The sequence below is a fragment of the Streptococcus sp. F0441 genome (genome assembly GCF_000314775.2).
In the GTDB taxonomy this organism is placed as follows: domain Bacteria; phylum Bacillota; class Bacilli; order Lactobacillales; family Streptococcaceae; genus Streptococcus.
The window spans coordinates 655,518-677,911 of record NZ_KB373321.1; the positions used below are offsets into that span (position 1 = coordinate 655,518).

General features: G+C 42.3%; 21 protein-coding genes and 1 pseudogene. 14 read left to right on the top strand and 8 right to left on the bottom strand.

Annotated features, from left to right (window positions below; all coding sequences use genetic code 11):
- Nucleotides 1-445: 445 nt before the first annotated feature.
- The 9 genes from pnp to dtd all read left to right on the top strand — a co-directional run bounded on the left by pnp (nucleotide 446) and on the right by dtd (nucleotide 10,693).
- Nucleotides 446-2,659, top strand: a complete 2,214-nt coding sequence (pnp, locus tag HMPREF9188_RS03030) for a polyribonucleotide nucleotidyltransferase (protein WP_000166406.1) — start codon at nucleotides 446-448, stop codon at nucleotides 2,657-2,659.
- A gap of 15 nt (nucleotides 2,660-2,674) precedes the next feature.
- On the top strand, nucleotides 2,675-3,292 hold the full coding sequence (gene epsC, locus HMPREF9188_RS03035; protein WP_000539969.1) for a serine O-acetyltransferase EpsC: 618 nt from the start codon (nucleotides 2,675-2,677) through the stop codon (nucleotides 3,290-3,292).
- A gap of 35 nt (nucleotides 3,293-3,327) precedes the next feature.
- Nucleotides 3,328-3,996 carry a hypothetical protein gene (locus tag HMPREF9188_RS03040; protein ID WP_009729870.1) on the top strand — a complete coding sequence of 223 codons (669 nt, stop codon included), beginning with the start codon at nucleotides 3,328-3,330 and terminating at the stop codon, nucleotides 3,994-3,996.
- Between the two features lie 23 nt (nucleotides 3,997-4,019).
- The gene (cysS, locus tag HMPREF9188_RS03045; RefSeq protein ID WP_009729871.1) at nucleotides 4,020-5,363 is read left to right on the top strand and encodes a cysteine--tRNA ligase; all 1,344 of its coding nucleotides are present in this window, start codon (nucleotides 4,020-4,022) and stop codon (nucleotides 5,361-5,363) included.
- The gene (locus HMPREF9188_RS03050; RefSeq protein ID WP_009729872.1) at nucleotides 5,356-5,742 is read left to right on the top strand and encodes a Mini-ribonuclease 3; all 387 of its coding nucleotides are present in this window, start codon (nucleotides 5,356-5,358) and stop codon (nucleotides 5,740-5,742) included. Before cysS ends, HMPREF9188_RS03050 begins: the two co-directional genes overlap by 8 nt.
- A 2-nt stretch (nucleotides 5,743-5,744) precedes the next feature.
- A complete protein-coding gene (locus HMPREF9188_RS03055; protein ID WP_009729873.1) occupies nucleotides 5,745-6,614 on the top strand; it encodes a helix-turn-helix domain-containing protein in 870 nt (289 codons plus the stop codon).
- Nucleotides 6,615-6,728: 114 nt separating this feature from the next.
- The gene (locus HMPREF9188_RS03060; protein ID WP_009729874.1) at nucleotides 6,729-7,859 is read left to right on the top strand and encodes an ABC transporter ATP-binding protein; all 1,131 of its coding nucleotides are present in this window, start codon (nucleotides 6,729-6,731) and stop codon (nucleotides 7,857-7,859) included.
- 144 nt (nucleotides 7,860-8,003) lie between these two features.
- On the top strand, nucleotides 8,004-10,220 hold the full coding sequence (locus tag HMPREF9188_RS03065; protein ID WP_009729875.1) for a RelA/SpoT family protein: 2,217 nt from the start codon (nucleotides 8,004-8,006) through the stop codon (nucleotides 10,218-10,220).
- 29 nt (nucleotides 10,221-10,249) lie between these two features.
- Nucleotides 10,250-10,693: a D-aminoacyl-tRNA deacylase gene (dtd, locus tag HMPREF9188_RS03070; RefSeq protein WP_009729876.1), complete on the top strand. Its 444-nt coding sequence runs from the start codon at nucleotides 10,250-10,252 to the stop codon at nucleotides 10,691-10,693.
- A gap of 31 nt (nucleotides 10,694-10,724) precedes the next feature.
- Here the strand turns inward: dtd and HMPREF9188_RS03075 are convergent, their stop codons facing one another.
- The 6 genes from HMPREF9188_RS03075 to HMPREF9188_RS03100 all read right to left on the bottom strand — a co-directional run bounded on the left by HMPREF9188_RS03075 (nucleotide 10,725) and on the right by HMPREF9188_RS03100 (nucleotide 15,120).
- Nucleotides 10,725-11,138: a hypothetical protein gene (locus HMPREF9188_RS03075; protein WP_009729877.1), complete on the bottom strand. Its 414-nt coding sequence runs from the start codon at nucleotides 11,136-11,138 to the stop codon at nucleotides 10,725-10,727.
- A gap of 107 nt (nucleotides 11,139-11,245) precedes the next feature.
- A complete protein-coding gene (locus tag HMPREF9188_RS03080; RefSeq protein ID WP_009729878.1) occupies nucleotides 11,246-11,896 on the bottom strand; it encodes a metal-dependent transcriptional regulator in 651 nt (216 codons plus the stop codon).
- A gap of 83 nt (nucleotides 11,897-11,979) precedes the next feature.
- Nucleotides 11,980-12,474: a thiol peroxidase gene (gene tpx, locus HMPREF9188_RS03085; protein ID WP_009729879.1), complete on the bottom strand. Its 495-nt coding sequence runs from the start codon at nucleotides 12,472-12,474 to the stop codon at nucleotides 11,980-11,982.
- Nucleotides 12,475-12,590: 116 nt separating this feature from the next.
- Nucleotides 12,591-13,520, bottom strand: coding sequence for a metal ABC transporter substrate-binding protein (locus tag HMPREF9188_RS03090; protein ID WP_000733079.1), 930 nt, complete (start codon nucleotides 13,518-13,520; stop codon nucleotides 12,591-12,593).
- A gap of 32 nt (nucleotides 13,521-13,552) precedes the next feature.
- Nucleotides 13,553-14,401 carry a metal ABC transporter permease gene (locus HMPREF9188_RS03095; protein WP_000559797.1) on the bottom strand — a complete coding sequence of 283 codons (849 nt, stop codon included), beginning with the start codon at nucleotides 14,399-14,401 and terminating at the stop codon, nucleotides 13,553-13,555.
- Nucleotides 14,398-15,120, bottom strand: coding sequence for a metal ABC transporter ATP-binding protein (locus HMPREF9188_RS03100; RefSeq protein WP_009729880.1), 723 nt, complete (start codon nucleotides 15,118-15,120; stop codon nucleotides 14,398-14,400). The genes HMPREF9188_RS03095 and HMPREF9188_RS03100 overlap by 4 nt, the downstream gene beginning before the upstream one ends.
- Nucleotides 15,121-15,298: 178 nt before the next feature.
- Here HMPREF9188_RS03100 and HMPREF9188_RS03105 point away from each other — a divergent pair, with 178 nt between their 5' ends.
- Nucleotides 15,299-17,191, top strand: a complete 1,893-nt coding sequence (locus HMPREF9188_RS03105; protein WP_009729881.1) for a M13 family metallopeptidase — start codon at nucleotides 15,299-15,301, stop codon at nucleotides 17,189-17,191.
- A gap of 38 nt (nucleotides 17,192-17,229) precedes the next feature.
- Here the strand turns inward: HMPREF9188_RS03105 and HMPREF9188_RS03110 are convergent, their stop codons facing one another.
- Together HMPREF9188_RS03110 and HMPREF9188_RS03115 are read right to left on the bottom strand one after the other, a co-directional pair.
- The gene (locus tag HMPREF9188_RS03110) at nucleotides 17,230-17,859 is read right to left on the bottom strand and encodes an MBL fold metallo-hydrolase (protein WP_000690839.1); all 630 of its coding nucleotides are present in this window, start codon (nucleotides 17,857-17,859) and stop codon (nucleotides 17,230-17,232) included.
- 63 nt (nucleotides 17,860-17,922) lie between these two features.
- On the bottom strand, nucleotides 17,923-19,017 hold the full coding sequence (locus HMPREF9188_RS03115; protein ID WP_009729882.1) for a DUF2974 domain-containing protein: 1,095 nt from the start codon (nucleotides 19,015-19,017) through the stop codon (nucleotides 17,923-17,925).
- 156 nt (nucleotides 19,018-19,173) lie between these two features.
- Between HMPREF9188_RS03115 and HMPREF9188_RS03120 the strand changes: the two genes are divergently transcribed.
- From HMPREF9188_RS03120 to HMPREF9188_RS03130, 4 genes and pseudogenes are all read left to right on the top strand, one after another.
- Entirely contained in the window at nucleotides 19,174-19,851 is a 678-nt protein-coding gene (locus HMPREF9188_RS03120; RefSeq protein ID WP_009729883.1) for a response regulator transcription factor, read from the top strand.
- Nucleotides 19,844-20,818: a sensor histidine kinase gene (locus tag HMPREF9188_RS03125; protein ID WP_000887934.1), complete on the top strand. Its 975-nt coding sequence runs from the start codon at nucleotides 19,844-19,846 to the stop codon at nucleotides 20,816-20,818. The genes HMPREF9188_RS03120 and HMPREF9188_RS03125 overlap by 8 nt, the downstream gene beginning before the upstream one ends.
- Before the next feature lie 75 nt (nucleotides 20,819-20,893).
- A pseudogene (locus HMPREF9188_RS10135) lies at nucleotides 20,894-21,172 on the top strand (ABC transporter permease); the annotation flags it as partial.
- 143 nt (nucleotides 21,173-21,315) lie between these two features.
- Nucleotides 21,316-22,365 (top strand): DUF389 domain-containing protein, encoded by a 1,050-nt coding sequence (locus tag HMPREF9188_RS03130; RefSeq protein ID WP_009729884.1) that lies wholly within the window; start codon nucleotides 21,316-21,318, stop codon nucleotides 22,363-22,365.
- The last annotated feature ends 29 nt before the right edge of the window (nucleotides 22,366-22,394 follow it).

Genomic DNA, 22,394 nt, shown 5'->3' on the forward strand with positions numbered 1-22,394 from the left:
CAACAAACCATTCCTCTTTTCATGGGGGAATGGTTCCTTTTTAATAGAAAAGCCCGCACTTTTTAAGAAAAATATGATAAAATAGACTCTGTACGTACTTGATACAAAGATGAGGGTATAAAATAATACAATGCATTCAAACTGCAAGGTATAGCGACACGAGCGAGTCAAATCGATATTATTTGACAAGGGAGTTAGTAAAGCATTTAGCTAATCGCATGATAGCGATTAGCGTGAAAGGCTTAGATGCTTTAGCATCAATCCTTTCTAATGATTTGTATCATGAGTAATTGAACCCGGCCGAAAAGCTGTGTAAAAAAGATAAACTGTCTTTTCTTCATCGAAGACTTCGCCAGTTTCCTATTTTTACTTTGCTTTTTGCGACCTTAGTATCTTGATCTTTGTAGGCAAGGCGTATAATTTCATCAATCCAAAGGGGATTAAAATGACAAAACAAGTGTTTCAAACGACTTTTGCGGGTCGTGAGTTAATCGTAGAGACTGGTCAGGTTGCTAAGCAAGCAAATGGCGCTGTTGTCGTACGTTACGGTGAGTCAACTGTCTTGACTGCGGCCGTGATGTCTAAGAAAATGGCAACTGGGGATTTCTTCCCACTCCAAGTCAATTACGAAGAAAAAATGTATGCAGCTGGGAAGTTTCCTGGTGGCTTTATGAAACGTGAAGGACGTCCTTCAACAGATGCAACCCTGACAGCGCGTTTGATTGACCGTCCAATCCGTCCAATGTTTGCGGAAGGTTTCCGTAACGAAGTGCAAGTGATCAACACAGTCCTTTCTTACGATGAAAATGCATCTGCACCAATGGCAGCTATGTTTGGTTCATCCTTGGCGCTTTCTATTTCAGATATTCCATTTGACGGACCAATCGCCGGGGTACAGGTGGGCTATGTCGATGGTCAAATCATCATCAACCCAAGTCAAGAACAAGCAGAGCAATCGCTTCTTGAATTGACAGTTGCAGGAACTAAACATGCTATCAACATGGTTGAGTCTGGTGCCAAAGAATTGTCAGAAGAAATCATGTTGGAAGCCCTTCTGAAAGGGCACGAAGCAGTCAAAGAATTGATTGCCTTCCAAGAAGAAATCGTTGTTGCTGTCGGTAAGGAAAAGGCTGAAGTAGAATTGCTTCATGTAGATGCTGAATTACAGGCTGAAATCATCGCAGCCTACAACAGTGACCTCCAAAAAGCGGTTCAAGTAGAAGAAAAATTGGCTCGTGAAGCTGCAACTCAAGCAGTTAAAGACCGAGTGACTGCAGTTTACCAAGAAAAATATGCGGACCATGAAGAATTTGACCGCATCATGCGTGATGTGGCTGAAATCTTGGAACAAATGGAACACGCTGAAGTGCGCCGTTTGATCACAGAAGACAAGGTTCGTCCTGATGGTCGTAAGGTCGATGAAATCCGTCCTTTGGATGCGGTTGTTGACTTCCTTCCTCGTGTGCACGGTTCAGGTCTCTTCACTCGTGGGCAAACTCAAGCCCTTTCTGTCTTGACCTTGGCTCCGATGGGAGAAACTCAAATCATTGATGGTTTGGACCCAGAGTACAAAAAACGCTTTATGCACCACTATAACTTCCCTCAATACTCTGTAGGGGAAACGGGTCGTTACGGTGCACCAGGTCGTCGTGAAATCGGTCACGGTGCTCTTGGTGAGCGTGCCCTTGCTCAAGTCTTGCCAAGCTTGGAAGAATTCCCATACGCTATCCGTCTGGTAGCAGAAGTCTTGGAATCAAATGGTTCTTCATCTCAGGCTTCTATCTGTGCAGGAACTCTTGCCCTTATGGCTGGTGGTGTACCAATCAAGGCGCCAGTAGCTGGGATTGCTATGGGTCTCATCTCAGATGGAAATAACTATACAGTATTGACAGATATCCAAGGATTGGAAGACCACTTTGGAGACATGGACTTTAAGGTTGCCGGTACTCGTGACGGGATTACAGCCCTTCAAATGGATATCAAGATCCAAGGAATTACTGCAGAAATCTTGAATGAGGCTCTTGCCCAAGCCAAGAAAGCGCGTTTTGAAATCCTTGATGTGATTGAAGCAACCATTCCAGAAGTGCGTCCAGAATTGGCTCCAACTGCACCGAAAATTGATACCATCAAGATTGATGTGGACAAGATTAAGATTGTCATTGGTAAGGGTGGAGAAACCATCGACAAGATCATCGCTGAAACAGGCGTTAAGATTGATATCGACGAAGAAGGTAATGTTTCTATCTACTCTAGCGACCAAGATGCTATTAACCGTACCAAAGAAATCATCGCTGGCTTGGTTCGTGAAGCTAAAGTCGATGAAGTTTACCATGCTAAGGTTGTTCGTATCGAGAAATTTGGTGCCTTTGTTAACCTCTTTGACAAGACAGATGCCCTCGTTCACATTTCTGAAATGGCTTGGACTCGTACCAACCGTGTCGAGGACTTGGTAGCTATCGGTGATGAAGTCGACGTTAAGGTTATCAAGATTGATGAAAAAGGCCGTATCGATGCCTCTATGAAAGCCCTTCTTCCTCGTCCTCCAAAACCTGAGCATGATGAAAAAGGCGAAAAGTCTGAGCGACCTCACCGTCTACGTCATCACAAGGACCACAAACCTAAGAAAGAATTTACAGAAACACCAAAAGATTCAGAATAAGAAAAGGAGAAATGTATGGGATGGTGGCGCGAAACCATTGATATTGTAAAAGAAAATGATCCAGCGGCACGCAACAGTTTGGAAGTTTTGCTGACTTATCCAGGTGTCAAGGTCTTGGCTGCCCACCGTCTCTCACATTTTCTATGGAAGCACGGCTTCAAACTCCTGGCTCGTATGCACAGTCAGTTTTGGCGCTTTTGGACTCAGATTGAGATTCATCCAGGTGCCCAGATTGATTCAGGTGTCTTTATCGACCACGGTTCGGGCTTGGTGATTGGAGAGACAGCGATTGTTGAAAAAGGCGTTCTGCTCTATCATGGAGTGACTCTTGGTGGAACAGGGAAGGATGTTGGCAAACGCCATCCGACTGTGCGTAAAGGAGCTCTCATATCAGCCCATGCCCAAGTTATCGGACCGGTAGAAATTGGTGCAAATGCCAAGGTCGGTGCTGCTGCAGTAGTCGTGGCAGACGTACCTAGTGATGTGACAGTTGTCGGTATTCCGGCTAAGATCGTCCGAGTTCATGGACAGAAGGATGAGCCAACGATTCACGAAGTCGAAGAAAAACGAGAGTACTACGTCAATAAACTCGAGCAGGCTAAAGAAGCCAGTCACAGATCGTCGGGGTTGTAGAGAACAGTTATATATAAGTAAGGGAAGTGGTCGGAATGGATATTTTTTTTATTATTTTAGTTTTCTTTTCATTTATCTGTTTTTACTTTTACTCTAAACAAAAAGAAATGAAAATGGACATGGAGGCAGATTATAGCGATATTATAGGTCAAAAAGAAGAAATTGATGGGAAATTGTGCTTATTGTTTGAGTACACAAAGTATCAACCACGAAAGTACGATTATATTCTTGATAATTTTTTTCCTGGTCAAAGTGTTTTTGCAATTGATCCGAGAACAAATGAAGCAGATCCAAAACTGGAGTATGTTATATTAGATAGAATAGACCTAGAATATAAGAAAGATAGCAAAGAATTATTCGCCCCTTTTTATATCGTTTTTACGATTAAACCTAGAGAGGAATATAATAACTATTCAACCAGTATAGTCCATAATGCTCCTGTTCAAAATAACTATGCTGGTAATAACTATCAAGATAACAGATATAGCAATTACTATAATGAAATTATTTCAGTGTTGAATGAATACAAAACAGAATTGATTCGACATGGTATTAATGATAGCGAAATTGATAGTATCATTACTTCTCCGCAAGATAAACAAAAATTGGAATATTTCGTAGAAAAGTATGAACCAATTTTAAGAACTATTGAAGTTGCAAGTGCGGCTGCTACTCTTTTTGATTTATTGCTGAAATTTTTATAGATAGTAGGATATAGGAGTATTTTATGATTAAAATCTATGACACCATGTCTCGTGATTTGCGAGAATTTGTCCCAATCGAGGACGGTAAGGTTAAGATGTATGTCTGTGGGCCAACCGTCTACAACTATATCCACGTGGGGAATGCCCGATCGACGGTAGCCTTTGATACCATTCGTCGCTACTTTGAATACCGTGGGTATGAGGTTACCTATATTTCAAATTTCACGGATGTGGATGATAAGATTATCAATCGCGCCAAGGAAGAAGGCATCACGCCTCAGGAGGTTGCGGACAAGTACATTGCGGCCTTTCGTGAGGATGTGACGGACTTGGGCGTGAAACCTGCGACTTGCCATCCACGTGTAGTAGAGTTTATGGAGGACATCATTCGTTTTGTCGCTGACTTGATTGAAAAAGGCTTTGCTTACGAGAGCCAAGGGGATGTCTATTTCCGTGTGGAAAAATCTCACAACTATGCTAAGTTAGCCAATAAAACCTTGGAAGATTTGGAGCTGGGTGCTTCAGGTCGAACAGATGAAGAAACGGCTCGTAAGGAAAATCCTGTGGACTTTGCCCTCTGGAAAGCTGCCAAGCCAGGTGAGATTTCTTGGGACAGTCCTTGGGGACCTGGTCGTCCGGGCTGGCATATCGAGTGTTCGGTTATGTCAACAGAGATTTTGGGCGATACCATCGATATTCACGGTGGTGGAGCTGACCTAGAGTTTCCTCATCATACCAACGAAATAGCCCAATCAGAAGCTAAAACAGGTAAGACTTTTGCCAACTACTGGATGCACAATGGCTTTGTCAATATCGACAATGTCAAGATGTCTAAGTCTTTGGGGAACTTTATCACTGTTCATGATGCCCTCAAAACCATCGATGGTCAAGTCCTTCGTTTCTTCTTTGCGACTCAACATTACCGCAAGCCTATCAACTTTACGGAAAAAGCAGTTCGGGATGCCGAGACCAACCTTAAGTATCTGAAGAATACTTATGAGCAACCATTTACTGGAAATGTAGATGCTCAAGAATTGCAAGCATTTAAAGATAAGTTTGTGGCGGCTATGGATGAGGACTTTAACTCTGCTAACGGTATCACAGTTGTCTTTGAAATGGCCAAGTGGATTAACTCGGGTAACTATGATGCAGCTGTCAAGGAAGCTCTTGCGGCTATGTTAGAAGTCTTCGGAATTGTCTTTGTTGAGGAAGTTTTGGATGCAGATATCGAAGCCTTGATTCAAAAACGCCAAGAAGCGCGTGTCAATCGTGACTTTGCGACAGCAGACCAAATCCGTGATCAACTAGCTGCTCAAGGGATTAAGCTACTTGATACCAAGGATGGAGTGAGGTGGACACGTGATTGATGTCAATCTCATTAACGGGATTGCGCTAGCTTTTGAAGGGGATGCGGTTTATTCCATGTATATTCGCCGTCACCTCATCCTCAAAGGCATGACCAAGCCCAATAAACTCCACCAAGAAGCGACCAAGTATGTCTCGGCCAAGGCTCAGGCTCGCCTGATTTCCCTGATGTTGGAGGAGCAAGTCCTTACGGAAAAAGAAGAAGAAATCTATAAACGTGGTCGCAATACCAATAGTCACACAAAGGCTAAAAATGCTGATGTCGTGACTTATCGTATGTCTACTGGATTTGAAGCAGTCATGGGCTATCTCCATTTGACAGAAAATGTGGAGCGCTTAGAAACCTTAATCTCTTGGTGCATCCAAAAAGTGGAGGAGTAGAAATGCTTGCAAAAGAATTACTAGACTGGTTTCCTGAGGCTCAGATTTCAGATCAGCCGATAGAGAAGCCAGGATATCTTACTCTTCCTCTGTCTTCACAGCAGTGGATTTTACTGGAAGAGAATAATCTCACTGAGCGTGAAAAGCAGTTAATTTCCCTTTTGACCCAGCAGGAGCAGGCTCGTTCGCTCAATCCTTGGTATTCCTATCTGATTGAGGGGAAGGGGCAGGCGCCTCAAACTTTTAAAAAGCTTCAGCTGGTTTATTGCCATCTATCCTATTACCAACAGGAAAATCTAGCCTCTTGGCTGGATATGATGCAGACTCTCTTTCCTAACTGCCAGACAGTGTTGCAGGTCGGAGTTCAGGACTATGTTTTTGTTCTCCAGCAAGATAAATACAGCCCAGTTCGCTCAATCTTGTCCGATACGATTGAGGCAGTGGAGTACGACTTTGGTCTTCGTCTATCTATCATGTTGGGGCAGGTCTGGTCACAGACTGGATATCAGGCTCTGTCAGATTTAATCCAAGCAGAGCGGGACTTGTTTAAGACTTGGTGGCGTCAAGGACATCAAGGTGTTCATACTTTTTCCCAGCTCTATCTTTGGAGTATGGGAGAAAGACTTGTGGACCTGAGAGTCATTAAAGAATACCTACACCAGATGATTTTGGATCAGGATCAGATTCAGGAAATTATCCTTTCTCTCTGGGAAAATAGTGCTGTCCTAACTAAAACAGCCCAGCAACTCTATCTGCACCGCAATTCTCTCCAATACAAGATTGATAAATGGGAAGAATTGACTGGACTGCAGTTAAAAGAATTGACAGATTTGACCTTATGTTATCAATTGATTTTACCGGATATTCTCTAAAGTTTTGTGCAAGTTGCACAGAACTTTTTTATTTTTTTGGTCACCTTGCCATAGAAATGTAAAGCGTTTTCATTTATAATAAAACTATCAAAAAATAAAAGGAGTTCACCTTCCATGGTAGAATTAAATCTTAAAAACATTTACAAAAAATATCCAAACAGCGAACACTACTCTGTTGAAGACTTCAACTTGGACATCAAAGATAAAGAATTTATCGTTTTCGTAGGTCCTTCAGGATGTGGTAAATCAACAACTCTTCGTATGATCGCTGGTCTTGAAGACATTACAGAAGGTACTGCATCTATCGATGGCGTGGTTGTCAACGACGTAGCTCCAAAAGACCGTGACATTGCCATGGTATTCCAAAACTACGCTCTTTACCCACACATGACTGTTTATGACAACATGGCTTTCGGTTTAAAATTGCGTAAGTACAGCAAAGAAGACATCGACAAACGTGTACAAGAAGCTGCTGGGATTCTTGGCTTGAAAGAATTCTTGGATCGTAAACCAGCTGACCTCTCCGGTGGTCAACGTCAACGTGTTGCCATGGGTCGTGCCATCGTCCGTGATGCAAAGGTGTTCTTGATGGACGAACCTTTGTCAAACTTGGATGCCAAACTTCGTGTATCTATGCGTGCTGAAATTGCGAAAATCCACCGTCGTATCGGAGCTACAACTATCTACGTAACCCACGACCAAACAGAAGCGATGACACTTGCAGACCGTATCGTTATCATGTCAGCAACTAAGAACCCAGCTGGCACAGGTACTATCGGACGTGTGGAACAAATCGGTACTCCTCAAGAAGTTTACAAAAACCCAGTTAACAAGTTCGTTGCAGGATTCATCGGAAGCCCAGCTATGAACTTCATCAACGTGAAATTGGTTGGTAGCGAAATTGTTTCTGATGGTTTCCGCTTGAAAGTTCCAGAAGGTGCTTTGAAAGTGCTTCGTGACAAAGGCTACGAAGGAAAAGACTTGATCTTCGGTATTCGTCCAGAAGATGTGAATGCAGAACCTGCTTTCCTTGAAACATTCCCAGAATCAGTGGTTAAAGCAACCATCTCTGTATCAGAATTGCTTGGTTCAGAATCTCACCTTTACTGCCAAGTTGGTAAAGATGAGTTTGTTGCCAAAGTGGATGCTCGTGACTACTTGCAAACAGGTGCAACAGTTGAACTTGGATTTGACTTGAACAAAGCACACTTCTTTGATGTAGAAACTGAAAAAACAGTCTACTAAGATAAATAGAATAGCAAAGCACTGCAGAGTTTCTCTTGCAGTGTTTTTTCTTTTAAATGCACAGGCTCGGCATGAAAACAGGCTTTTCTAGTTTTAATATTCTTAAAAAAGTGATAAAATGGTAGGAAGAATTGGAGAGTATAGATGCCGAAAGAAGTGAATTTGACGGGCGATCAGGTAGTCGCTTTAACGAGAGAATATTTAACAAAGGAAGACGTTGCTTTTGTACAAAAAGCATTGATTTACGCAGTTGATTGTCATAGTGGTCAATACCGAAAATCAGGTGAGCCCTATATTATCCATCCTATCCAAGTGGCAGGAATTCTGGCTAAGCTCAAACTGGATGCCGTAACTGTTGCCTGTGGTTTTTTGCATGATGTAGTTGAGGACACAGATGCGACACTGGATGATTTGGAGCGTGAGTTTGGTCATGATGTTCGGATTATCGTTGATGGAGTGACCAAGCTTGGTAAGGTTGAGTACAAATCACTCGAGGAACAATTGGCTGAAAATCACCGCAAGATGCTCATGGCCATGTCTGAAGATATCCGTGTTATTTTGGTCAAACTATCGGACCGTTTGCACAATATGCGGACTCTCAAACACCTGCGAAAGGACAAGCAAGAACGTATCTCCAGAGAAACCATGGAAATTTACGCACCACTAGCTCATCGTCTAGGGATTTCCAGTGTCAAGTGGGAGTTGGAAGATTTATCTTTCCGTTACCTCAATCCAACTGAGTTTTACAAGATTACTCACATGATGAAGGAGAAACGCAGAGAACGTGAGGCTTTGGTCGATGAAGTCGTAACCAAGTTGGAGGACTATGCTACCGAACGCAATCTCAAAGGGAAAATCTATGGTCGTCCTAAGCATATCTATTCTATCTATCGCAAGATGCAGGATAAGAAGAAACGCTTTGAGGAGATTTATGACCTGATTGCCATTCGCTGTATCTTAGATACCCAGAGTGATGTCTATGCCATGCTGGGTTATGTGCATGAACTTTGGAAACCCATGCCAGGCCGCTTCAAAGACTATATCGCTAATCGTAAGGCCAATGGATACCAGTCTATCCATACGACCGTTTATGGACCAAAAGGGCCGATTGAATTCCAGATTCGGACCAAGGAAATGCACGAAGTGGCTGAGTACGGGGTAGCAGCTCACTGGGCCTATAAGAAAGGCATTAAAGGGCAGGTCAACAGCAAGGAATCTGCTATTGGGATGAACTGGATCAAGGAGATGATGGAGCTCCAAGACCAGGCTGATGATGCCAAGGAATTTGTGGACTCTGTTAAAGAAAACTATCTGGCGGAGGAGATTTACGTTTTTACCCCAGATGGTGCGGTCCGCTCCCTTCCAAAAGATTCAGGACCGATTGACTTTGCCTATGAAATTCATACCAAAGTCGGTGAAAAAGCGACCGGTGCTAAGGTCAATGGCCGTATGGTTCCACTAACAACCAAGCTCAAGACAGGGGATCAGGTTGAAATTATAACCAACCCCAACTCCTTTGGACCGAGTCGTGACTGGCTCAACATGGTCAAGACCAGCAAGGCGCGCAACAAGATTCGCCAGTTCTTTAAAAATCAAGACAAGGAATTATCTGTTAACAAGGGCCGTGAGATGCTGATGGCCCAGTTCCAAGAAAACGGTTATGTGGCCAATAAATTCATGGACAAGCGTCACATGGACGAGGTCCTTCAAAAGACCAGCTACAAGACAGAGGAGGCCCTCTATGCAGCTATTGGTTTTGGAGAAATTGGCGCTATTACCGTCTTTAACCGTTTGACCGAAAAGGAACGCCGTGAGGAAGAACGTGCCAAGGCCAAGGCGGAAGCAGAAGAGCTTGTCAAAGGTGGCGAAGTTAAGGTTGAGAATAAGGAGAAGCTCAAGGTTAAGCATGAGGGCGGTGTCATTATTGAGGGAGCCTCAGGTCTCTTGGTTCGGATTGCTAAGTGTTGTAATCCCGTGCCTGGTGACGATATTGTCGGCTACATTACCAAGGGGCGTGGTGTGGCCATTCACCGCGTGGACTGTATGAACCTTCGCGCCCAAGAAAACTACGAGCAACGTCTCCTTGATGTGGAATGGGAAGACCAATACTCAAGCAAGGAATATATTGCTCACATCGATATCTACGGCCTCAACCGTACAGGTCTCTTAAATGATGTTCTGCAAGTTCTTTCCAACACAACTAAGAATATCTCAACCGTTAACGCTCAACCAACTAAGGATATGAAATTTGCCAATATCCATGTGTCCTTTGGCATCTCAAATCTCTCAACTCTAACGACAGTAGTTGATAAGATTAAAAGTGTGCCAGAGGTCTACTCTGTCAAACGGACCAATGGCTAATACTCCCCTCAGTTGCTAGAAAGGCTATTATGAAAATCATCATTCAACGAGTTAAGAAAGCCCAAGTGAGTATCGAAGGTCAGGTTCAAGGAAAAGTCAATCAGGGACTCTTATTGCTGGTTGGAGTTGGACCAGAGGACCAAGAGGAAGATCTGGACTATGCTGTCCGAAAGCTTGTCAACATGCGGATTTTTTCAGATGCAGAAGGCAAGATGAATCTGTCTGTCAAGGATATTGGGGGGGAAATCCTTTCGATTTCTCAGTTTACCCTCTTTGCGGATACCAAGAAAGGCAATCGTCCAGCTTTTACAGGCGCAGCTAAGCCTGATATGGCAGCTGCCTTCTATGATGCTTTCAATCAAAAATTAGCTCAAGAAGTGCCCGTTCAGACAGGTATCTTTGGAGCGGATATGCAGGTGGAGCTGGTCAATGACGGACCAGTCACCATTATCCTTGATACAAAAAATAGATAGGAAAACCAAGCCCAGTCGGCTTGGTTTTTGTTTAGAGACAATCCCATGAAGAAATGTGTTTATCGTAAAAGTCTAGATAGTTTTCTCTTAGGTAGTTAGCTGTCATATAATAAAAAGTAGAATGGCAAGAAGTGACGATTGGCATAAGAGAGGAAAATCGCTGAAAACTAGAGAAGGTTAAAAGGACAAATAATAGAAAATCAATGGTGAAAACCCCTAAATAGTAGAAGCGAATCTTTTTGTTAATCTGAGGATAAATCTCAGCGAAGTGATGTTTGAGTCGGAAGACCAAGCGAGACAACAGTAGTCCCTGAGCGAGGAGGAAAATAAAACCAGAGAGCAGGAGCCAGTCCAAAGATGCCTTGGGTCTAGTGGTAAAAAATGTAAATAGCAGCAAATCGGAGACTGCAATGGCTGCGAAGTGTAGTCTAAAGAGCTTTTTCATAGGATGACCTCCCTCTTTTATCTACCTTCATTCTACACCAAACGAATGGGACTTACAACTAAAATAATAAAAAATCCCTGAAAGGAATTTCTTTCAGGAATCAGGGGCTAATTGATTTTTTCGACATAGAGTTGTTTGGCGATATCGATGCTAACTTGGAAATCTTCACCTTTGTTGACCAGTGTAAAGCTATTGGAAAAGCTATCAAACTGCTTAACTTGGAGTTGGTCACCGATATGAATTGCGTGCTTTTCTAAATATTTGAGTAGTTCAAAGCTATCATGAACGCGAGTCAGGAGATAGGTTCCAGCTTCCTGGACGGCTGCTAGTGGCAGATTATTGATTTCAACCAAAAGTTCTCCCTCAGCTGGTATGGTTCCACCGTGGGGGCAGGTTTTAGGGAATCTCAGTAGTTTATCCAGTCTCTCTACGAAGAGATCGGATACAGTGTGCTCTAGGACCTCAGCTTCTTCGTGGATCTGGTCACTGGTATAGTCGAGATGGTGAACTAGAAAGACTTCAATCAACCGGTGTTTGCGATAGAGTTCTGAGACCAGTTTGAGGCCAATATCTGTCAATAGATAGCCGTTCTCCTTATCCTTGAGGATGAGATTTTCACTTTTCATGCGTTTGATCATCTCTGTTACGGCAGGTGGAGAGACTTGCATACGGGCAGCAATTTCTTTATTGGTAATTTTTTGCATCTCCGTACCGATTTCATAAATACATTTTAGATAATCTTCTTTGTTTGGCGTCATTCGTTTCCTCTTGTCTTTTCTCTCCATCTAGTATATCAAAAAAAGCTAGATTTCTCTAGCCTTCTGCCCTAATGGATTTGATTTTAGTCCAGTTCTTTCACTGCAGCAATAGCAGCTTCAAAGTCTGGTTCCGTGTTGATGTTATCAACGTATTCTACGTAACGGATGACATTATCAGTGTCGAGAACAAAGACAGCACGTGCAAGGAGATGCCATTCGTTGATCAAGAGGGCATAATCGCGCCCGAAAGAATGGTCAAAGTAGTCTGAAAGCATGATGGCATTGTCAAGGCCTTCAGCCCCGCACCAGCGTCCTTGGGCAAATGGTAGGTCCATAGAAACAGTAAGAACGACGGTATCATCAAGGTTGGCAAGTTCTTGGTTGAATCGACGTGTTTGCGTTGAGCAGATACCAGTATCGATAGAAGGGACAACACTCAAAACTTTTTTCTTTCCATCAAAGTCAGATAGTGTTTTTTTAGAGAGATCGGTTGTAGTGAGGGAAAAGTCGAGCGCCTTGTCTCCGACTTGTAGTTGTTTACCTGTAAAGGTTACAGGATTTCCTAGAAAAGTGGTCATGAAACTACTCCATTCTTTTTTCTTTCATTTTACCTAGAATTGTCAGATTTTTCCAATGATTTGACCGGAAAGTGTAAAAAAACGCCAATTCCGTGAGAACGACGTTTTTTAATGGATTACTTAGACAAACCTTCAGCAATCTTGTCAAGGTTGTATTTCATCATGTTGTAGTAGCTGTCACCTTCTTTACCTTCTTCAGCGATTGAGTCAGTAAAGATTTGTGCGTAAATTGGGATATTTGTATCTTGTGAAACAGTCTTCATTGGACGGTCATCGACACTTGATTCAACAAAGAGTGATGGAACTTTTGTTTGGCGAAGTTTTTCAACCAAGGTCTTGATTTGTTCAGGTGTTCCTTCTTCTTCTGTGTTGATTTCCCAGATGTAGGCACTTGGGACTCCGTAAGCTTTAGAGAAGTATTTGAAGCATCCTTCGCTGGTTACGATGAGTTTCTTCTCAGCAGGGATATTGTTAAATTTCTCTTTGGCTTCTTTGTCCAGTTTGTCTAGTTTTTCAGTATAGTCTTTGAGATTTTTTTCGTAGAATTCCTTGTTGCTAGGGTCTTTTGCAATGAGCTGTTTAGCGATGTTTTTTGCATAAATCATCCCATTTTCAAGGTTGAGCCAAGCGTGTGGATCTTCTTTGCCTTTCTCGTTTTGGCCCTCAAGGTAGATAACATCAACGCCTTCGCTAACTGCAAAGTAGTCTTTGTTTTCAGTTTTCTTGGCATTTTCTACTAATTTGGTAAACCAAGCATTGCCACCTGTTTCAAGGTTGATACCGTTATAGAAAATCAAATCAGCTTGAGAAGTTTTCTTAACGTCTTCAGGAAGTGGTTCGTATTCGTGTGGGTCTTGACCAACAGGAACGATACTGTGAAGATCAATCTTGTCACCAGCGATATTCTTTGTAATATCAGCGATGATTGAGTTTGTAGCAACAACTTTTAGTTTTTGACCAGAAGCTGCATCTTTTTTCCCACTAGCACATGCTACAAGTGCAATGACGGAAAGAAAGAGTACAAGCAATGTACCTAATTTTTTCATTAGATTCCTCCAATTTATTGGGACTTTGCCCCTTATTTTAACAAATGTTTATTTTTTAGTTTCAAATATCGTTGTTTTGGAGCGATAAAGAAGCTAATGAGAAAGAAACTAGCAGCTGTGAGCACGATGCTGGATCCTGCTGCAAGATTTAAGCTATAGCCGATAAAGAGTCCCACAACAGAAGCAAGGGCTCCGAGACTTGATGAAAGGAAAATCATGCTCTTTAGGCTATTAGCATAGAGATAAGCCGTCGCAGCTGGGGTGATCAGCATGGCTACGATAAGAATAGTTCCAACACTTTGCATGGCGGTGACGGACACAAGAGTCAAGAGCACCATGAGCAGATAGTGGTAGAAATTGACGGGCATTCCCATGGCTTTAGCCAAAAGCTCGTCAAAGGATGTAATCAATAGTTGTTTAAAGAAAATCCCGATAATCAAAAGAATCAACGCCCCCATACCAATGGTAATCCACATGTCTGTATCTTGGACAGCGAGGATATTCCCAAAAAGGATATGGAAGAGGTCTGTCGAACTCTTGGCAACACTAATCAAGATGACACCTAAGGCTAAGAAAGATGAAAAGGTAATACCAATGGCAGTGTCACTCTTGATGATAGAGTTTCCCTTGATGTAGGTAATGATGATGGAAGCCATCAAACCAAAGATGATCGCTCCAATAAAGAAATCAATTCCCAGAATAAAGGAAAGGGCTACGCCAGGCAAAACTGCGTGAGAGATGGCATCTCCCATGAGAGACATTCCACGCAGGATGATAAAACATCCCACAGCTCCAGCAACGACTCCGATGACAATAGCTGTGATCAAGGCGTTTTGTAGGAAATGGAAATTTTGTAATCCATTGATAAATTCTGCTATCATAGGTCACCTCCATTGAAAAAGAGTTTGCTACCATAAGCCTTTTTGAGATTGGCCTCGGTAAAGGTTTCTTCGGTCGGACCAAGGTCTATTAATTCTCGATTGAGAAGCAAAACTTGGTCGAAATAATGGGGGACTTTACTGAGGTCATGATGGACGATGAGAACTGTTTTACCAGCTTTTTTAAGGTCTCTCAGCGTATTCATGATAATCTCTTCACTGATCGAGTCAATCCCGGCAAAAGGCTCATCTAAAAAGATGTAGTCAGCTTCCTGCACTAAGCAACGGGCAATCAAAACACGTTGGAATTGTCCTCCTGAGAGCTGGCTGATTTGGCGATTAGCATAGTCTGAGAGTCCAACGATTTCAAGTGCATCTGCCACTTTTTTCCAGTGGCTGGCTTTTAAGGTGTGAAAGAGCGGTATGGATGGATAGAGTCCTAGAGAGACACATTCCTTGACCTTGATAGGGAAATTGTAGTCGATATGGATTTTTTGCTCGACATAGGCAACTCGATGTAAAGATTTCTTGACTTCTTTGTCGTCGAGAAAGGCCTGACCTTCATGTGGGATAATTCCCAACATACCTTTTAATAAAGTTGATTTTCCAGCACCGTTTGGACCAATAATTCCGGTAATAGTTGGTCCGTGGAGCACTAGTGAAATATCCTTTAGTGCCAGCGTTTCTTTGTAGGAGACGCTGAGGTGTTCAATACGTATCATAACAAATTCCTCCCTCCCGTATTTAATATACATTAAAAAAAAAATTAAGTCAAGTTAATTTTTAAAAAATTTAATAAAATAACAATAAAATGAAACCGACAAGAAGTTCATTTTTGATTGCATTCCCTAGATTTTTTTGCTAAGCTAGGAATAAGTGAAAAATGAAAGCGAGAACAAGATGACACGTTATCAAGACGATTTTTATGATGCAATCAATGGCGAATGGGAAAAAACAGCTGTCATTCCAGCTGATAAATCTCGAACAGGTGGTTTTATCGACCTTGATGAGGAAATTGAAGAGTTGATGCTAGCAACTACGGACAAGTGGTTGGAAGGCGAAGATGTTCCAGAGGATGCTATCCTTGCAAACTTTGTTAAGTATCATCGAATGGTACGTGATTTTGATAAGAGGGAAGCAGAGGGGATCAAACCTGTCCTTCCTCTACTCAAGGAATACCAAGACTTAGAAAGTTTTGCAGATTTTACCAGCAAACTAGCAGAGTTTGAACTAGCTGGTAAACCAAACTTCCTTCCATTTGGTGTTTCACCAGACTTTATGGATGCCAGAATCAATGTTCTCTGGGCCAGTGCACCAGGGACGATTTTGCCAGATACAACCTACTATGCTGAAGACCATCCTCAACGTGAGGAGCTCTTGACTCTTTGGAAGGAAAGTAGCGCAAATCTTCTCAAAGCCTATGATTTTTCAGATGAGGAAATCGAAGACTTACTAGGGAAGAGATTAGAATTGGACAGTCGAGTTGCAGCTGTGGTGCTTTCAAACGAAGAAAGTTCGGAATATGCCAAACTCTATCATCCATACGCTTATGAAGATTTCAAGAAATTTGCCCCTGCCCTACCTCTGGATGATTTCTTCCAAGCAGTGATTGGACAAACTCCAGATAAGGTTATCGTAGACGAGGAACGTTTCTGGCAAGCAGCAGACCAATTCTATAGCGAAGAAGCGTGGCCTCTACTTAAAGCAACCTTGATTTTGGGCGTTGTCAATCTCTCAACAAGCTATCTCACAGACGAGATTCGTGTCTTGTCAGGTGCTTATGGTCGTGCTCTTTCAGGTGTTCCAGAAGCTCAGGACAAGGTCAAGGCAGCTTATCACTTGGCTCAAGGTCCTTTCAAGCAAGCCCTTGGTCTCTGGTACGCGCATGAAAAATTCTCTCCAGAAGCTAAGGCAGACGTAGAGAAAAAAGTAGCGACTATGATTGATGTTTATAAGGAACGCTTGGCTAAGAACGACTGGCTCACACCTGAAACGCGTGACAAGGCCATTGTCAAACTCAATGTCATCAAGCCTTATATCGGTTATCCAGAGGAATTGCCAGAACGCTACAAGGATAAGGTAGTGGACGAAACTGCCAGTCTCTTTGAGAATGCCTTAGCCTTTGCGCGTGTGGAAATCAAGCACAGCTGGAGCAAGTGGAACCAGCCGGTTGATTACAAGGAGTGGGGAATGCCAGCTCACATGGTCAATGCCTACTACAATCCTCAGAAGAACTTGATTGTCTTCCCAGCTGCTATTTTACAGGCTCCATTCTATGACTTGCATCAGTCGTCTTCAGCCAACTATGGTGGTATTGGTGCTGTTATTGCCCATGAGATTTCTCATGCCTTTGATACAAATGGTGCTTCCTTTGATGAAAATGGTAGCCTCAAGGATTGGTGGACTGAGAATGACTATGCTGCCTTCAAGGAAAAGACTCAGAAAGTTATCGACCAGTTTGATGGTCAAGAATCTTACGGAGCAAGAATCAACGGAAAACTAACCGTATCAGAAAATGTTGCCGACTTAGGAGGGATCGCTGCAGCCCTTGAAGCTGCCAAGAGAGAACCAGACTTCTCTGCTGAAGAATTCTTCCACAACTTTGCTCGTATCTGGCGTATGAAAGGCCGTCCGGAGTTGATGAAACTCATGGCCAGTGTCGATGTACACGCGCCAGCTAAGCTCCGTGTCAATGTCCAAGTGCCAAACTTTGATGACTTCTTTACAACCTATGATGTCAAAGAAGGCGATGGTATGTGGCGTTCACCAGAGGACCGTGTGATTATTTGGTAAAACAAAAACCAAGGATGCTATCCTTGGTTTTTTGCTTGCTAGAAAAAGGGATTAAAAGTCTTTTCGTGAGCGATAGTCGTAGCTGGACCATGCCCGGGATAGACATCGTAGTTAGGAAGAGTGAAGAGTTGCGTCTGAATGCTATGGAGAAGTTGTTCCGTACTACCTGTAGGAAGGTCTGTCCGTCCGATGGTTTCTCGGAATAGAGCATCTCCGGTCAAGACTAGATGAGCATCAGGAAAGACGATAGAAACGCCGCCGATAGAGTGCCCTGGGGTTGGTAGAACTGTAAAACGAAATTCCTTAAGCTGGTATTCTTCATGAAAGGCAAAGGTGTGTTCTGCTGGTTTTGCGACCACATCTGCCATATCGTCGTGACGAGGGAGACCAGAGAGATTATCTACAGGTGTATAAAGCCAGCTAGCTTCACTCTCTGCTACATAAACTGGAGGATTTCCAAAAGTCTCGCGAACTAAGTCCAGACTCATAATATGGTCGTAGTGGGTATGGGTCAGGAGAATCGCGCAGACTGGTTTGTTGATTTTCTCAATAGTCTTGCGAATAGATTCCCAATGACTACCTGGGTCAACCACAATTAGGTGTTGATCCCCTTCCAGGTAATAAGTGTTTTCATAGGCAACGGGATTCACAGTTTTATGGATTTTCATACTGGCTCCAATCTCAAAGAATGTACTAAACTAAGTATAGCATAGAAGAGGATACTTAGGGTATCAAAAAGTCTTTTTCGTGCTTTGACGATTTTTCCAAGCTTGATAGCGGGTGTCAATCAAGAGTTGGGTTAAGCGCCCCATGGTTTCTCTTTCTTCGGGAGTGAGGGATTGAGCTTGTACAAAGAGTTGATGAATGTGTTCAATGGCATTGAAGGAAGAAAGATCGTTGATAGAGGAGATGCCCGCATCGAGAATGATTCCAAAAAAGAGGTCAAAGTAGAGCTGCAGTTCTTCGTCAGGAACTGTTTCAACCCATTCCTTGAAGGTTGTATCGACTTGCTGACTATCACTATTGGTCTCGTCTAGTTGGACAAAGTGTTTGTCTTCAATCTGCCAACTAAAGGTGTCGTGCTGGGCAAGGCCACCTAAGGCGGTGCTTCGAACGACGATTTTTTTATCCGGAATTTCCAGCATCATCCCGATGATAGACCCTTGTGGGACAAATACTTTCGTTCGTTTCATCATATTTTGATAGCCAGGTGTTTCGGTTAGTTCCTTGTGAAGTCCAGGGGCATCAAAAGTGTAGACAGCGATAATGTTTTTCTGCAAGTTTGGATCGAGTTGACTGGCACCATAGACAGCTAGATTTCCCCCTTTTGAGTGTCCTGCTAGAATAACCTTTTGCTTAGGATGTTGAGCAAAAAAGTCCTCTAAATACTGAAGAGCATGTTTTTGAGCTGGGATTTCCTTCATATAGGTCATATGGAAATCTTCTTTCCAACCGATGATACTGTCATCAGTTCCGCGAAAAACAAGCAAATAGGTATCGAGACTGATACGATAAGTCATGGCTGCAAACTGTTTTTGCAATTCAGGATCGATATCGTTGATAAAGTTTGAGAGCTTGCAATTTTTAAAGCGTTTGTGTTGAGTGAGCTGATCCAACAACTGGAGGCGGTTTTTATTGGTCAGCATTGTCATGTCTCTAGGGATTTGAGGTGCTAGATCTATGAGACGCTTTGGTTCTTGAGTGACTACATCATCGAAAGCAAGATAGGTCAACTCAGTCAAGGCAAGAACATCTAACTCATTCACGGGGAGGTCATAAAAGGAATCGTATGCTACATCATTGAGGTAGTCAAAAATATTGGCCATAAAAGCTCCTTTCTCTATGTTTATCCTATCACATTTACCAAGAATTAGCTAGTGGGCTTACTAGATTTTGCTATACTGCTAGCGAGCTGGTTTAAATACAGGTTTGCATTTTATCCATGGGGAAAATCTGTTATAATAAGAGCAAAGGAGGAGCGCATGCACAAGATTTTACTAGTAGAAGATGACCAAGTTATTCGGCAACAAGTGGGAAAACTGCTCTCTGAGTGGGGCTTTGAGGTCATTTTGGTGGAGGACTTTATGGAAGTATTGAGCCTTTTTGTTCAGTCAGAGCCTCATTTGGTCCTCATGGATATTGGCCTGCCACTCTTTAATGGTTACCACTGGTGCCAGGAGATTCGTAAGATTTCTCAGGTACCTATCATGTTTCTGTCTTCGAGAGATCAGGCGATGGATATTGTCATGGCGATCAATATGGGTGCGGATGATTTTATAACCAAACCTTTTGACCAGCAGGTGCTCCTTGCCAAGGTTCAGGGATTGTTGCGCCGTTCCTATGAGTTTGGACGGGATGAAAGTCTGCTGGAGTATGCGGGTGTGATCCTCAATACCAAGTCTATGGACCTGCACTATCAGGGGGAAGTCCTGAGTTTGACCAAGAATGAATTTCAGATTTTGCGGATTTTGTTTGAACATGCGGGTAATATCGTGGCGCGTGATGACCTGATGCGGGAACTCTGGAACAGCGACTTTTTCATCGATGACAATACCTTGTCTGTCAACGTTGCTCGCTTGCGCAAAAAGTTGGAGGAGCAAGGCTTGGCAGGATTTATCGAAACCAAGAAGGGAATAGGGTACGGACTGAAACATGCTTGATTGGAAATTATTTTTTCTGGCCTATCTGCGTTCTCGCAGTCGTCTTTTTGTCTATATTTTTTCATTGGGTTTTCTTGTTTTTCTCTTTCAGTTTTTATTCGCTAGTATAGGATTTTATTTCTTCTATTTTTTCCTCCTCAGTAGCTTTTTAACCCTTTTATTTTTGGTTTGGGATATTTTTGCAGAAGCTCAGATTTACCGGCAGGAAGTACTGTATGCTGAAAGAGACCCAAAGTCTCCTTTGGAATGTGTGCTAGCGGAAAAACTCGAAGAGCGTGAGTCTGAATTGTATCAAAAGAAGTCAGAAGCCCAAAGTAAACTGACGGATTTGCTTGACTACTACACCTTGTGGGTTCATCAGATAAAGACTCCTATTGCAGCGAGCCGTCTCTTGGTAGCAGAGGTCTCTGATCGTGAGGTTAAGCAGCAACTGGAACAGGAAATCTTTAAGATTGACTCCTATACCAATCTGGTGTTGCAGTACCTGCGTTTGGAGAGTTTCCATGATGACTTGGTATTTGAAAAGGTTCAAGTGGAGGAACTGGTGAAGGAAGTTGTTCGTAAGTATGCTCTTTTCTTTATCCAAAAGGGACTGACGGTCAATCTACATGACCTTGACAAAATCATCGTGACCGATAAGAAGTGGCTGTTGGTCGTCATTGAACAAATCCTCTCAAACAGCCTCAAATACACCAAGAAAGGTGGACTCGAGATTTATATGGAGGGTCAGGAGCTCTGTATCAAGGATACGGGAATCGGGATAAAAAACAGTGATGTGCTCCGAGTCTTTGAACGTGGCTTTTCAGGATATAATGGTCGCCTAACCCAGCAGTCATCTGGACTTGGACTTTACCTATCTAAGAAAATTTCTGAAGAACTGGGTCACCAGATTCGTATCGAGTCTGAGGTCGGAAAAGGAACGATAGTGCGGATTCAGTTTGCTCAAGTGAACTTAGTCCTTGAGTGAGAAGAGTAGATAAGAGCCCAAGATAAGACAACTGGGCTTTTCTATCTTTAACTGTGTATCCTAGTAAATTATTTTATCTACTATAAACAAATCTCTGAGGGATATGAAGACCACGAACGAAAAGGTAGGTCTAGATCAAAAGCAGATTAAGCAAACCATTAACAAGCAAATCTTGACAGTTTTCTTCCTTCCTGTAATTTTTGCATTTCTCCATTGGCCTTTGCTTATCATATGCTTAGTTTAGTTCTCGAGATCATTGAAGTAGTCGATGATACCATGAGGTTGACGATAACTTTCTCTATCTGTTCAATTGATAGATTTCTTCAGATAAAGACTGTAAAATTTTTGATATAACGTTAAGGATGGACTGACGGATATTTAAAGGATAATTTTCAAAAAAATAACAGGTGAGAATTAAAAATATGTAAGATTGAACAGAAGTCTCTCTACCATCATCCAAGCAGAAACAAGATTATATGAAATAAAAGGAGTAACCAATGACCGGAAACTATTCAACACGTGAATACCGTGAGAAATTATATGATGATCTTCATGTTCGATTAAGAGATACAGTGATTTTGATGTGTGCGATTTTTATTGCCTCTATCGGACTAAATATGAATTCAACAGCTGTCATTATTGGAGCCATGCTGATTTCTCCCCTTATGACACCGATTGTTGGACTGGGATTCGGTTTAGCTATTTTTGATACGCGTTTAATCAAGCAATCTCTAGAGGTTTTATTTACTCAAGTATTGGTCAGCTTGCTTGTCTCGACTCTGTATTTCTGGATTTCTCCCTTATCTTATGCAAGTAGCGAATTGATTGCACGAACCTCTCCAACCATTTGGGATGTTCTCATTGCTATTGCTGGTGGGATAGCAGGTGTAATTGGGTCAAGGAAAAAAGAAGCAAACAATATCGTGCCAGGAGTAGCCATTGCAACAGCTCTGATGCCACCTATCTGTACTGCAGGCTATGGTTTAGCTAATGGAAATGTACGATTTTTATTTGGGGCTCTCTATCTTTTCTTGATCAACTGTGTCTTTATCATGCTAACCAACATTGTTGGAACAAGAATTTTGATGAGAAAATCTCCCTTAAGTTCATTTAAAGAGCTAAACATTAAAATGAAAATTGGGTTGATATCCTTGATTGTATTATTGATTCTTCCGGCCAGCTATTCAGCAGTTACTCTGACGATGGATCAAGCGCGAAAAGAAGGAATCAAACAGTTTGTAGGAAAAGAGTTCGCCAATTATACGGTCATTAATCAGGTCTACAAGTCAAGGAACAATGAATTGGTCTTGACGGTTGTTGGAGATCCGATTTCAGAAGAAGAATTAGAAACGATTCATCAAAAACAATCCTCTTACGGTATTCAATCTGTTCAATTGAAAGTCAATCAAGTCCATAATTCGACAAAATTAGACAGTGAGACGACCAAGGAATTTTATGAAAACATTAACAAGTATATCGATCAAAAACTCTCTGAAAAAGATTCACAAAAAGATCTTGTAAAAGAAAATGAAGCAGATAAGGATTGAGGATATTGACCTTATCTAACTCATGAAAG